Here is a 13360-nt window from a genome sequence, read left to right as displayed (position 1 = left end):
CTATGTCTAAAAGTATATCGAATATCGACTGAGCAAATCAACTGGAAAATGCCATTCGTCAGTTTGTGAAAGAAAAATTAGAGCTGATTACGCGGGAAGAAATCAAAAATTTCCTCGAAATCGAACAGTCAGACACATCCAATTGAGAAACGGCTACTATCAACGAAATCTAGATACACAATATGGCCGGATGGAAGGGCTTTTGGTCCCAAGAGACCGAAATGGAGAATTTCAAACGCAGCTGTTTGCCCCTTGCCAACGACAAACCGGCTGGCTGGAAGAAGCCATCATCAAGATGTATCAAAGCGGCATGAGTACACGGGAAATTGGCAAGTTTATCGAACGAATTCTAGGAAATGCCTATTCTCCTACGACGATCAGCCGTATTACTTGATGTCGTAAAGGAAGATATCGAAAAATGGCACACTCGTCCACTACCCAAGCGTTATTCGGTCTTATATTTGGATGGGTTGTACGTGAAACTTCGTCGAGATACGGTAGAAAAAGAGGTCATTTATGTCGTGTTAGGTGTAAACGAAGAAGGGTATCGTGAAATTCTCGACTTCTTCGTAGGAGGACAAGAAAGTGCCTATGGGTGGCAAGAGATTCTTCAACAGCTCTACAAAAGAGGCGTACAGGAAGTGCTTCTGGGCGTATTTGATGGCCTTCCGGGGCTAGAGGAAGCCTTTAAGGCTGTTTATCCGAAAGCCGATGTGCAGCGCTGTGTCGTTCACAAAGTACGTAATACCTTAAATCGTGTTCGGAAAAAAGATCAATTTGAAGTGGCAGAGGATCTCAAACTGATTTATCGCGCACCGAATAAGGAGATTGCGTTACAGATGTTTCAACAGTTTGAGTCGAAATGGTCGAACAAGTATCCGAGAGAAGTTCAATCTTGGGCCAATGAGTTGGATGTCCTCCTTACATTTATGGATTATCCAAGCAGTATTCGAAGTGTGATTTACACGACCAATGCCATTGAACGAACGATCAAAGAGATTCGGAAACGTCTAAAGCCGATGAACAGTTTGAGTAGTTTAGAAGCCGCTGAAAAAGTCGTGTATTTGACCATCCAAGATTTTAATGAGAAATGGGCAGGACGAAAATTACGAGGATTTGCTGAAGCCTATGAAACCCTTCAACGAATGTTTGAAGAACGTTATAATTAACCAAATAATGTAAATCAATGAGATAAGGGGGATTCTCTCTTTCCACACAGGAGACTGAATATTCAGTCTCCTGTATGGAGGAAACCAGTCTTCCCCTCTATTCTAAATCTATTTCAGAGATACCCTATCTATCTTACATTACACAAAATTCTTGACGGTACCAAATCATTTTTTGATTGCTATAACGCTTTCAATAAAATTTTTATAATTTCCTAATTTCATGCAAAAAAACGAAAATTTGAAAAAACTCGACTCAATCAGCCTTTGTCAGTTGTCATTTGTAGTATTTTGTATTAATATGTAAAAAAAGTATAATAAGAAAGTTTCTACAAACCTTTTATACACACTCTTATAGATAAAATAGATGTGTATTTTTTCGTGAAAAAGTTAAAAAATTATCAACATAAAGAAAATAAGATAGATGAATTTGAGATTATACTAAAAGGGGTTTCAATATGTCAAATTCTACTTTATTAGAAATGATTGAGAAAGCTTTTCATCAAATGACAGATTTTGCCCTCCTTTTTGAAGTCATAGATGGAAAGTTTCAATTGCTGACAGCAAATGAAACAGCTTTTAAAGTCGGTATCAACAAAGAAAAATACGGAAAATTTGCGGAAGAAGTGCTTCCCGATCCGTATGCGTCAAACCTCCATGATGCATTAAACAAAGCGCTCATTGCAGCCCGCTGCTTAGAGTATAATAACGGAATTCAGTCTATCATCGGCCAGAATGTAAGTGAATTAGCGATCACCCCTATTTTTAATTCTCAAGGAAAATGTACTCATATGATAGTGATCGGAAGAGTTGGAAACAAACGAAAAAAAATCGAGGAAGACTTCATTCCTTTGCGTTCCATTTTTGAATCTTTTTTCGCCGCGACATCGGATGGGATATTGATAATGGATTCCAATTGGACCATCATCCGCGCCAACCCTTCCTTTGCCTCGTTATTTGGTTGGAAAGAAGAAGATGTCGTTGGGCTCCCTATCCATCATTTAAAGCTCACGCCGGGTCGTTTTGAGGAAGAATGCCACAATCGGTCCATCCCATTGCAAAAAGAAAATAAATTCCTTTTTCATCGAACAACATGGAAACGAAAAGATGGTAGACCGCTTCATGTGAACACTTCGTATTCCTCCATAAAAAATAAAAACGGAGAAATCATAGGCTTTATGGGGATTTTTAAAGAGATATCGGAACAAACGGAAAAAGAGCGTCAGTTCAAAGAAAGCCAACAGTATCATCAATCTGCAGCAAAAAACCATCCCGTTCTTATCTTCCAATTGGATTTGAAGGGTCGTATTTTAAAGGCCAATCACTCGGTTGAACAAGTGACCGGATATAGATGGAAAGATCTTATGAACTGTTCATTTGCTTCCTTAATAACACCTGATAGTCTGGCGTCTGCAATGGAACATTTCCATGCTGTCTTGCAAGGAGAAATCAGACACTACCAATGTTCCATTTATAATCAGAAAAAAGAGCGTGTATTGCTTAAACTAACCAATATTCCGATTATTGTGAACAATACTGTAACCGGTGTATTGGGGATTGCCCAAAACATTACTGAACAAAAGAGCAGCCAAAATGAACGAATTCGTGCAAAAAAAATTCCAGACCCTTTTTCTAATATAATCGAATCGATTGTCAATCTCCAAAAAATAAATCAAAAATCGACATACGATTATTCAGAAAATGAAGTGCTTGGGAAAAATCTTTCTGTGGAGATTCCTGAAAATAAGACGTCATTGAAAAAGTCATTCCAGATCGAGTTAGACGGAACGTCCGAACTGGTTGACACGATTTTTGGCCGTAATGATGAAAATTTAACAGATGTGGATAATAATCTCTCGCTTATCGATAATGAGCAAGTGAAAACGGCCTATATAATAGCGTTTTTACAAAATTTTATCGTGAAAGAGGAAAGAAAATTACAGGAATATGAAGCGAAGTATCGATTAATTGCGGAAAACACGACCGACCTCGTTTCTCTTCTTGACGCTGATATGAATATTTTATATTCTTCTCCTTCACATCGTACCGTTTTAGGAATCGTTCTAAATGAAGGAAGCGAATTCCCTTATAAACTTGTTCACAAAGAAGACATCGAACGAGTGGTTAGGTGTTTTCAAAACGTTTTAAAAACAAAAGAGCATAGTTCGGTGGAATTCCGTTTTAAACATAAAGAGGGTTCTTTTATTTGGCTAGAAACAAAGATGACACCCGTGTATGGCGAGAACCAGGAGCTTCATCACATTCTTTGCGTTTCAAAAGAAGTGACAGAACGAAAACAATATGAAGCAGAATTAGAAAACATGGCTTTCCATGATTATCTAACCGGTTCCTACAATCGCCGCTTATTTATGGAACGCCTCCACCATACGATGAATCAAGCTAAAAGCCGTCAAGAACCGTTTTTTGTCATGTTTTTGGATTTAGACCAGTTTAGATGGGTGAATAATACGTTAGGCCATGACGTAGGAGACGAGTTATTGATCCAGTTTGTGAAACGGGTGAAAGCATGCATTCGTAAAGAAGATACATTGGCGCGATTGAGCGGAGACGAATTTGCGATCTTGCTTACAGGAATTTCGATCGAAGATGTGGGCAATCTGGCAAAACGAATTTTATCGGCACTGCAAGAGCCATGGAAAATCAAAAACCATGAATTTAAGACGACTTCTTCTATTGGAATTGGCATCTATCCAAATTGCGGCGGAGATATCTCCACATTATTAAAACATGCAAATCAAGCTCTTCACAAAGCGAAACAATTCGGGAAGAACAATTATCAATTTTGCGGCAAGCTAACGGATTTCAACGATTCATTCGAAAGTGATATTCAAAGAGCCATCCTTAATAACGAATTTTATTTAGTCTATCAGCCGAAATTTAATCTATTAACGAAACGGATTGAATCTTTAGAAGCCTTAATTCGTTGGAACCATCCTCAAAAAGGAATGATCGCCCCGAGTGAATTTATTTCTCGTGCGGAGGAATTAGATTTAATTGTTCCCATTACACATTGGGTTCTTGAACAAGTTGGGAAGCAAATGAAGAAATGGCAATTGCTTGGTTTTCATAAGGTTCCCGTTTCCGTCAACATTTCGCCTCAGCATTTTGAAAAAGGAACGTTAGTCGAAGACATATTAAACTTAATAAAAAAAGCAGAGATCGAACCTCAATATCTTATATTAGAAATGACAGAAAGCACGATGATTCAAGATTTCGATACGACAATTCAAACGATCCAAAAGCTGAAGCAAATGGGAGTCCAAATTGCCATTGACGATTTTGGAACCGGTTTTTCTTCTTTGTCGTATTTAATGAAATTGCAAGTCGACGTTTTAAAACTAGACAAATCATTTGTCGAAGAATTAACGAATCAAAAAAATGCTTCTCTTGTACATTCTATTATTTCCCTTGCCCATAATTTAAATTTACGTGTAGTGGCCGAAGGAATCGAAACCGAAGATCAGCTTCAAATCCTTGCGCAATACGGATGTGACCTTGGACAAGGGTACTTATTTAGCAAACCTTTAAAGAGTGAACAAATTGAAAAAAAGCTTCTAAAAAAAGAATAAAACGGACTTTACTCTGAAAGATGAACTTATTCACTTATAAGTAATTTTATTCCTCCGGTTCCATTTAGCCCCTCTTCAGGGTGAAGAGGGGCTGTGTTTTTCCAATGAATAACATCGCTATTCCGGTATTTATCGTTTTGCATCTTTCTATTTCCGTGGAATCATGATATCACACTTGTGTTTGTCCGCCATTCCCTCGATAATGACCTTTCCCGCTTTATCCAAAGCGATTTTTTCATCCGAATCATTGCGCCATTCCTTCAAAAGATACTCTTACAAATTCTGACGTTGGAAACTAAGGATCATAGCCTTAACGCCAAAAATGAAATCTCCTTCGGTTTCCTCTTCTCATTTCGGCCGTTCGATAGAGAAAAAGTCTCCAAGTTTTGCATAATCGCTTCCGGCTAATCGGCTGACAGCTTTCAATTGGCGGGCATCTATTCTTCCCTTATGATAAAGATTTTCGTCAATATGGTATTGAACAATCTTTCCTATAATCAAATCACAAGCAGCGTTTTCTCCGTTGCCGCCAAGTTCGAGCGATTGTTCCAACACACATTCCATTCGAATTTTCGCCTCTTTGACTCCCGGAACAGAAATTTTTGTGCTTTCAACAGGGGTCAGTCCGGCCAACTCAATTTCACTTTCATCCGGCGGAAGGGTAGCAGCCGTCAGATTGACTTTTTTCACATTGCTTTCATCCACAATATGAACAACAAATTCACCCGTTTCTAAAATGTTTCTCGCCGTATCCTTTTTCATTCCATTGTTTCTTTGCACCGAAATGGACAAAAGCGGTGGATTAGCGGCCACGATATTAAAGTAACTAAACGGCCCGCCATTCAATACCCCCTCCTTAGATAAAGAGGTAACAAACGCAATGGGGCGGGGAATAATTCCTCCCGTTAAAAACTTATAATTTTCCTTTTCCGGCAAAGATAATGGATCGATCGTTAACAAAGATTTCTTCCTCCTTCTTTTTCCGAATTATAAGACAAACAGCACGATTCCTCTTCTTTTCTGGGCTCCAATTATTTTGAAAGCATCCATTTTCTACAAGTTCCGAGGAAGGCCGGGTGGTTCATCACATTTTGGAACATTTCATGGTGAGCCCCAATTCAATGTTTTCGACATCAGCCTTCCTCTTCATTCGAATATATTCTGCTCTCTAATATTTCGAAATCAAGATATGTAGCTAAAAATTTTATAATTAGAATGTCACTCATTATAGCAAATGAAAGAAATGGATTCAAGGAAAGTGAAGAATCAAGAAGACTGTTTGTCGTTAAAAGCCTTTTAGAAAATATTCTGCAAGACAGGCTGCATTCCTGTATGGATGTCCCAAACTTCAATATCCGGGTCTACTAGCACCTAAATGGTTTATTTCCTGACAAATAAACAAATACTACTCATACGAAAGAAAGGGATGAAATGAATGAATTTCCATTTTCCTGTCATACAAACAAATGTCTGGGATGCTTTCATCGCTGTACCTGTTGTATTCATTCTAACTCAAGTTATAAAGATTTTTTTGAAAGTCCCTAAAAAATATGTACCGGCGGTAGCGGTCATCATTGGATTGCTGTTCTCTGTGTTCATCAGCCATCGCCACCACTTGATCGCGGGCATTTTTATGGGATGGTTCTATGGCTATGCCGCTATAGGAAGCTATGCGTCACTGAAAACAACCTTATTATCGTTCCGAAACAATCTGTAAATTTTTTAAAGGCACAACCAGAAATTTTGTTTCTCGTTCATCTTTCCATTCTTTGTAGCCAAACTCTTAAACATTCCAAGCCGTCTATTTAACGATGCCAAGGATGTATTCAAATCCAGCTCTCATGCCCGTTTCGTATTTAATGAACGTCTCGGCTCTCTGCTTAGCCCCATCGCACCTTCATTAAACCTTTATTCGGAATCGTTTCATTTCCGTTTGGAACTTTGGGTCGTTCCAGTTTATGAATGCCATTTTATCCAACGATATTACACCATCTGTTCGAATGACTGTTTGATTGTCGAACATAAGTGTGGATGTGCGAATGATGGTGCTCACCCACCACTATCATTCCGCCAAACTATCGTTCTATCCACTTCAGGCAAATCCCCACTCTTTTTTAGACTTTTTCCCATACAATATAAAAAAATGAAAAGGAGTTTTGCTGATGGAGATACCCGTTTCCGGATACACGTATCATTCGAATGATTCTGCCCCCGTTCATTCCCATCCACTTTACGTCAACTCATGGGACGGAAGGCTTATCTCTCTCCATGTCCACAGCTTTAGAGGAGCTACCTCTTATAACGCGGGGCATAACCATAGATTTATCGGAATTACTGAACCCGCCCTAAACACATCTCAACATACACATAGATATTTTGCTTTTACTTCTTTTAATGATGGACATCGACATATGATCCGCGGGGTTACTGGTCCGGCTATTCCACTTTCTGAAGGCGGTCATTATCACAAATTCGAGGGGGTAACCAACATAGAAGGAATTACACCTCATCGACATAGATATAGCGGAAGAACAAGTTCATAGTTTATTTCGCAGATGTGAATTTAAAGGTAATCCACATATCCACACCATGTTTCATAACTTCGCAAACAATAATTCCCACAAATTGGAAGTATAACCATTATTTTTTCATCGACAAAGTTCGACATAATCTGATATTCTTTCAATTGCGATAAGGTTTTGGTTGGTAAACCACGAGGTCTACCACACCTACCTATTGAGCACCGATTTTCCGTCGGTGCTCTTTATTTTTACTATTATAACGATCAATCTGTCGCAAAAAATTTCGAAAATAAAAATAACTTTTAGGCAGTTCACAAAATCAGTGATAAGGTATATAATAATCAATGTCGAAAAAATACCGGGAAGTAGCTCAGCTTGGTAGAGCACTACGTTCGGGACGTAGGGGTCGCAGGTTCAAATCCTGTCTTCCCGATCCAAAAAGAACCTTTGATCTCTCAAAGGTTCTTTTTTTACGCCCACTCGCCCAATACTGAAAACGGTAGAATGAAACGAATTTCTCGACTTTATTCCTTCATGTTTGAACACAGTTTTCTTTCCATTAATCGTTCGTCACGATACCTATTCTGTCTAATTCACGGAATACCACGGGTGTCTGTTCTCCTTTTTTATTGGCCAACGGTGCAAATAAACAGACATAAACTCCAATAGATCCCGTAGTCAAAGAAAAATCCCAGCATGGATGGACCATGCGGGGATAAGCATTCTTTACAAAACTTATTTGAATTGAACATCCTTTAATGAAACCACTTTTGTTTTCTTTACAATCTTATAGCCAAACCAAAATACGAGAAAAACAGGAATGCCAATATAGGAAACTAATATGCCGTGCCAATCAATTTTATCGCCGATAAAGGCAGAGTAATTTTGCCCTAAAATAACGATTGTGCAGAGTACAAAAGCAAAAATAGGACCAAACGGGAAAAGCTTCGCTCTGTAAGGAAGATCTTCCAACTTGTAGCCTTGGGCAACATAAGCTTTGCGGAACCGGTAATGGCTGACAGCAATACCAAGCCATGCGATAAATCCCGTCATGCCGGAAGCGTTTAGCAGCCATGTATACACAACCCCATCACCAAAAAGGGAAGCCAAAAAGGCAAGACAGCCGACAAGCGCAGTGACAATCAAGGAATTAACAGGAACTCCTCGTTTGTCCAATTTGGCTAAAAATTTAGGTGCCTTCCCTTCCATAGCCAAATTCCACAACATTCTTGTCGAAGCGTACATTCCGGAGTTTCCGGCAGATAAAACCGCCGTCAAAATTATGGCATTCATGACAGATGCCGCAAAAGCAACCCCTGCTTTTTGAAAGACAAGCGTAAACGGACTAACCGAGACATCATCGTTTGCAAGGTTTGGATTTGTATAAGGAATTAGAAGGCTAATGACTAAAATAGCTAATACATAGAATAAAAGAATTCTCCAAAAGACTTGCCGGACCGCTTTTGGAATATTTTTTTCCGGATCATCGGTTTCACCGGCCGTAATCCCAAGAAGCTCAGTACCTTGAAAAGAAAATCCGGCCGCCATAAAAATACCAAGCATCGCCATAAATCCACCGTGGAAAGGAGCATCGCCGATCGTAAAATTCTTAAATCCAACGGCTTCTCCGCCAATAATGCCGAAAATCATTAAAGTGCCCATGACGATAAAGACAATGACCGTCACTACTTTAATAAGGGAAAACCAATATTCCGCTTCCCCAAAACCTCTTACTGCTAAATAATTCAATATAAACATAATCAATAGGAAAAGTCCGCTCCAAAGCAATGAGGGGCTATGCGGAAACCAAAATTTCATAATCATGGTAACAGCAGATAATTCTGCCGCAATGGTAATGGCCCAGTTATACCAATAGTTCCAGCCGAGGGCAAATCCTAAAGCAGGATCAACAAATTTAGTCGCATACGTACTAAAACTTCCAGTGATCGGCATATAGGCAGCCATTTCCGCTAAACTCGTCATCAAAAAGTACACCATAATTCCAATAATCAAATAAGACAATAACGCTCCTCCAGGCCCTGCCGTATGAATCGCTCCGCCGCTGGCCAGAAACAATCCGGTACCGATTGTGCCCCCAAGAGAAATCATCGTTAAATGACGCGATCGAAGTCCTCTTTTTAACTTGCCCGTCTCCGTCGCATTTCTACTGTCTTGTATTTTCACCATTCAACTAAACACTCCTTTGCCATCATTCTGCTGCAGATAAAAAGCGGTGATGACTGCCTAAACAGATTCATTATTAAAACTCGTTGATCCTTATTGGCTTTAAATAATCGAGTAGGAGGGAGCGATTAACTCCCGTCCTCTCACACCACCGTACGTACGGTTCCGTATACGGCGGTTCAATTAAGATAATTGACGCAAGTCTTTATAACTTCCGTGAATAGCTGTTCTCTTTATGCCAGTGGTCACTCCACCCTCCAAGAGGTCTCCCACGGGATTCACCGCTTCCTCCCTCAAGTGAGGTACTACGTTTTCTGTGTTCATCATGACTCACTGAATACCAAGGGCTATTCTCTCTTAATTGTTCGGTCCTTCTTAGTTGTTCTAGACCAACTAATACTATGACCTCTGCTGACTTCTGACGGTTCAGCTACTTATCACTAAGTAGGTTATGAAGAGTACTTCACATATCCGCCAGACCTCCCCGGGTAAGTACATGCACTTTCACACCATCTATCCGCCTCATTTACTCGATATGACCTTCGACAGAAAGAGCTTTGTTTTGTTATGCAAACTCACTCAATCATACCTAGCCTCATATGAAGTTCGTGTTCCTCAGATCGGAAGTTTGCCGCCCGCTTCCTTCAGATTCCGCGTCACCACGGACACCCTTGCGTTAAGCTAACTGCTACTTCTGCCTTCGCAGCTCGGGACTTTCACCCTATAGATTACACCCATGCCGGGCGCACACAAAAGCGCCACCGAAGAAGATTCGATGGCGCAAATATAGAAATACCCCTCATCATACTTCTTCAGTAGTGCTCCACGCTTTACGGGCAAAAAGCGTGACAGTTCTGTTCCTATTCGGATACAGCCCCAGCCCGCGCCTTCTGAGAACAGGACGGACTTCGGCGGCCTTTCCTTTCCTTCGGAGTCGTCAATGTTCTCAGCATCTCGTCCGAATTACTCATAAAAGCCGCGACCTCTACCCCATCAATTGATGAGGATTTAACTCGTTATTCAATTATCACACTAAAAATTATAGAATAATAACGAAAAATAATGCAACTACTAATTATTTCGTTTTTACGATCATTGATTCCATTTCCTCCAAAAATTCTATTATTCTTTCTTGTTATCGGTGGCATAATCATATTTTCTCATTTATGATCGTCCACTAGATTTTAGAACTTTTGACCCAATTCAATCTTCATCTTGTTTTGGCACTATTAAAGAATTTCCATACACGATTCGGTAAAATAAAAAAAGCTGATTCACAGCAAAATCCTTTCTAAAAGAAAAACAGCTCTAGTGAATCAGCCTTTCAGTACATCAACCCCACAAAAAGAAATCGTTTGCAAAATTGTGCAAAAACAAATCAGAAAAACTGATGAAGAAAGAATCGCTCCAAAAGAGCTGATCCTAAAAATAGGATTCCCTTATGGCAAATGAAAAGTAAATTTTAAATCTTCTCCGTTTCCTTTTTGATTGCTGAAAACCCTTTAATATGTACAAACGGAGGATCAGAAAAGTGCATTAAGCAGTCCGCTGTTTTTTCTTTTTGACGCTTGAAAGTGTAAGAGGAACAATTGACGGTAATTTCCAATCCGTTAAAAAATCGAACCATCAACGCATTCTCCCCTGCCTCTCTCCAATCTTTCACATGACGCGGAAAAACCCATATACAATCATATCGTTCAGGTGATTTAGTAGGAAAGGCGTAGAGCATTTCATCCGGAGAAATCATCAGAGGAGTTTTTTTATAGTGACCTAATTTTCTTCGGACAGCACGAATTCTTCCTTCATAAGTGGAACAGCGGCAAATGCAGGCATCATCCAAAATTTCCAGCGGACGTTTTTTGCTGAAAAACGTGCGGTCCACTTCATAAATGATGGATTCATGTTCAAGATCATAAGCCGGAGCGATTGCCATCGTTTTTTTAGTAATTAAATTTACCACTTTTTTCAAAGAGATTCTCCCCTTTCCAATTTTTAACCATTATACTCCATAACGGATAATAATTATCTGAATTTATATAATGTTTATAAATTTTTCATATTTCGAAACAAACCGTTCATTTCTTGGAGATACTGAAAGGAAAAGTTTTTTTATAAACAAAATGTTTCGATTACGTTTTACTTTTCTGAATGATTTTGCTACGATAGACTATAAGAATTTAATAGTTGCTTACAACACACTAGGGGAGCCGACAAGGCTGAGATTGAACGTTCGTTCTAAACCCTTTGAACCTGAGATGGGTAATGCCAGCGTAGGGAAGTGGTGGAGTCTTTTTGAAATGGACATTGAAGATGAACCCGCTCTTTAGGCTGAAGAGCGGGTTTTTTCATCTTTCCCGCCTCAAAGAGAAAAGGAAAACTCAAGAGGAAAGGAGGAACACGAAAAATGTCTGTGTGTTTAGAAAATGTTTCCTATACCTATCCCGGTGAAACAAAACCGGTCATCTTTAACTTTTCCGCTCATATCGAAAAAGGAGAATTTGTTTCATTAATCGGAAAAAGCGGGACAGGAAAAAGTACACTATTAAAACTGATTGCCGGCTTGTTTCCATGTGAGGAAGGGATCATTTCCGTCAACGGAAAAACACCGGGCCCCGGTAGTGTTGGTTATATGCCCCAACGAGATTTACTACTTCCGTGGCGTACCGTGATAGACAACATCATGCTCCCTTTGGAAGTTCAAAATAAGCGAAACTTGACGAAAGCCGATGCTGAAGAATGGCTGAAACGCATTGGCTTGATCCGTTGGAAGAACGCTTTGCCAAAACAGCTTTCCGGAGGCATGAGACAAAGGGTGGCATTTCTGCGAACACTTTTTATGGGAAGCGAAGTTTTGCTCCTCGATGAACCTTTCGCTGCTCTTGACGCTTTGACAAAGAGAGAAATGCACGATTGGCTGTTATCGATTTGGAAGGAATTGGACAACACCATCTTATTTATCACACATGACTTAGAAGAAGCCATTTTGTTAAGCGATAAAATTTTGCTGTTACACGCTGACCATAAAGTGGAAGAAATCATCGTGGATTTGCCTAGACCTAGGAGTGTCGACATGGTTTATTGGCCGGAAGTGCAAACCTATCGAAAAACAATAGAAAAGAAGATTGCCAATGAGTAAGTTAAAGAGATTGTTAGCAGATTATGGAGCATTCGGGCTCTTGGTCATCATTGCCGTTTCTCTATGGGAGTGGGCGGCAAGAACCGGAAAAGTCCCATCTTTTATCATTCCTGCTCCTTCCAAAGTGTTAGAAATGCTTTACGAACAGAAACAGGCTTTGTTATGGGTACATACACCGGCAACGTTGAAAGAAGCTTTGATCGGTTTTGCTTTTTCTTTCGCAGGCGGGATCACCATCGCACTCGCCATGCACTTTTCCAAGCTGGTAGAAAAAATGCTTTATCCTTTTGTCTTGTTTTCTCAAACGATTCCTGTCATTGCCCTCTCGCCCATCTTTGTCCTTTGGTTTGGATATGATATTTGGAGCAAAATCGCTGTAACGGTGCTGGTTGCTTTTTTCCCTATCGTGATCAGCTGCTATGATGGATTCAAAAATATCGATCAAGATTATGTGGATCTGTTACGGTCCATGGGCGCGTCCAAATGGAAAATATTTATAAAAGTAGAAGTTCCCTTCGCCATGCCTTCTCTTTTTTCTGGCATTAAGATGGCCGTTATTTATTCCATCGTTGGTGCAACCATTGGCGAATGGCTTGGAGCCAGCGAAGGACTCGGATATTACACGAGAAGAATGTCAGGAAATTTAAATGCCGAAGGAGTATTTGCAGCCGTTGCTTTATTAACGGTTCTAGGATTGGTTTTATTTAGTATAGCCACTTTCATTGAAAAAAGCTTTTTAAAATGGAATAGAAAATCATAGAA

At 39.7% G+C, this 13360-nt stretch carries 8 protein-coding genes, 1 tRNA gene, 1 pseudogene and 2 riboswitches; of the genes and pseudogenes, 7 read left to right on the top strand and 3 right to left on the bottom strand.

All coding sequences use genetic code 11. The features are described from left to right. The first annotated feature begins 41 nt into the window (after positions 1–41). Positions 42–1169, top strand: a pseudogene (locus tag NST12_RS03050) (IS256 family transposase). A 455-nt stretch (positions 1170–1624) separates the two neighbouring features. Then, the gene (locus NST12_RS03045) at positions 1625–4756 is read left to right on the top strand and encodes a sensor domain-containing protein (protein WP_341100195.1); all 3132 of its coding nucleotides are present in this window, start codon (positions 1625–1627) and stop codon (positions 4754–4756) included. Between the two features lie 348 nt (positions 4757–5104). On the opposite strand, the gene NST12_RS03040 is transcribed toward NST12_RS03045, so the two are convergent. Continuing rightward, positions 5105–5716 carry a flavin reductase family protein gene (locus NST12_RS03040; RefSeq protein ID WP_003353878.1) on the bottom strand — a complete coding sequence of 204 codons (612 nt, stop codon included), beginning with the start codon at positions 5714–5716 and terminating at the stop codon, positions 5105–5107. Between the two features lie 475 nt (positions 5717–6191). Here NST12_RS03040 and NST12_RS03035 point away from each other — a divergent pair, with 475 nt between their 5' ends. The 3 genes from NST12_RS03035 to NST12_RS03025 all read left to right on the top strand — a co-directional run bounded on the left by NST12_RS03035 (position 6192) and on the right by NST12_RS03025 (position 7711). Further along, positions 6192–6473, top strand: a complete 282-nt coding sequence (locus tag NST12_RS03035) for a hypothetical protein (protein WP_048622683.1) — start codon at positions 6192–6194, stop codon at positions 6471–6473. Between the two features lie 445 nt (positions 6474–6918). Beyond that, the gene (locus NST12_RS03030; protein WP_270584571.1) at positions 6919–7299 is read left to right on the top strand and encodes a YmaF family protein; all 381 of its coding nucleotides are present in this window, start codon (positions 6919–6921) and stop codon (positions 7297–7299) included. Between the two features lie 338 nt (positions 7300–7637). Beyond that, positions 7638–7711: transfer RNA gene (locus NST12_RS03025), tRNA-Pro, on the top strand. Between the two features lie 302 nt (positions 7712–8013). Here NST12_RS03025 and NST12_RS03020 read toward each other — a convergent pair. After that, complete coding sequence (locus NST12_RS03020; protein ID WP_341028479.1) at positions 8014–9465, bottom strand: amino acid permease; 1452 nt, start codon at positions 9463–9465, stop codon at positions 8014–8016. An 805-nt stretch (positions 9466–10270) separates the two neighbouring features. Beyond that, positions 10271–10458: riboswitch (Lysine riboswitch) on the bottom strand. 466 nt (positions 10459–10924) lie between these two features. After that, complete coding sequence (locus NST12_RS03015; RefSeq protein ID WP_234395458.1) at positions 10925–11422, bottom strand: competence protein ComK; 498 nt, start codon at positions 11420–11422, stop codon at positions 10925–10927. 230 nt (positions 11423–11652) lie between these two features. After that, a riboswitch (TPP riboswitch) is annotated at positions 11653–11756 on the top strand. A 110-nt stretch (positions 11757–11866) separates the two neighbouring features. On the opposite strand from NST12_RS03015, the gene NST12_RS03010 reads away from it, so the two are divergent. Together NST12_RS03010 and NST12_RS03005 are read left to right on the top strand one after the other, a co-directional pair. Further along, complete coding sequence (locus NST12_RS03010) at positions 11867–12598, top strand: ABC transporter ATP-binding protein (RefSeq protein ID WP_048622681.1); 732 nt, start codon at positions 11867–11869, stop codon at positions 12596–12598. Continuing rightward, complete coding sequence (locus tag NST12_RS03005) at positions 12591–13358, top strand: ABC transporter permease (RefSeq protein ID WP_341028477.1); 768 nt, start codon at positions 12591–12593, stop codon at positions 13356–13358. The genes NST12_RS03010 and NST12_RS03005 overlap by 8 nt, the downstream gene beginning before the upstream one ends. Positions 13359–13360: the final 2 nt, after the last annotated feature.

It is taken from the genome of Bacillus sp. FSL W8-1127, from assembly GCF_038006725.1.
GTDB classification, from domain to species: Bacteria; Bacillota; Bacilli; order Bacillales; family DSM-4216; genus Bacillus_O; species Bacillus_O smithii.
This window is presented reverse-complemented; position numbering and strand designations above follow the sequence as displayed.

Excerpts from the sequence above, each read along its gene's own strand:
- NST12_RS03045 (WP_341100195.1), top strand. The coding sequence starts at position 1,625 with ATGTCAAATTCTACTTTATTAGAAATGATTGAGAAAGCTTTTCATCAA.
- NST12_RS03035 (WP_048622683.1), top strand. The coding sequence starts at position 6,192 with ATGAATTTCCATTTTCCTGTCATACAAACAAATGTCTGGGATGCTTTC.
- NST12_RS03030 (WP_270584571.1), top strand. The coding sequence starts at position 6,919 with ATGGAGATACCCGTTTCCGGATACACGTATCATTCGAATGATTCTGCC.
- NST12_RS03020 (WP_341028479.1), bottom strand. The coding sequence starts at position 9,465 with ATGGTGAAAATACAAGACAGTAGAAATGCGACGGAGACGGGCAAGTTA.
- NST12_RS03010 (WP_048622681.1), top strand. The coding sequence starts at position 11,867 with ATGTCTGTGTGTTTAGAAAATGTTTCCTATACCTATCCCGGTGAAACA.
- NST12_RS03005 (WP_341028477.1), top strand. The coding sequence starts at position 12,591 with ATGAGTAAGTTAAAGAGATTGTTAGCAGATTATGGAGCATTCGGGCTC.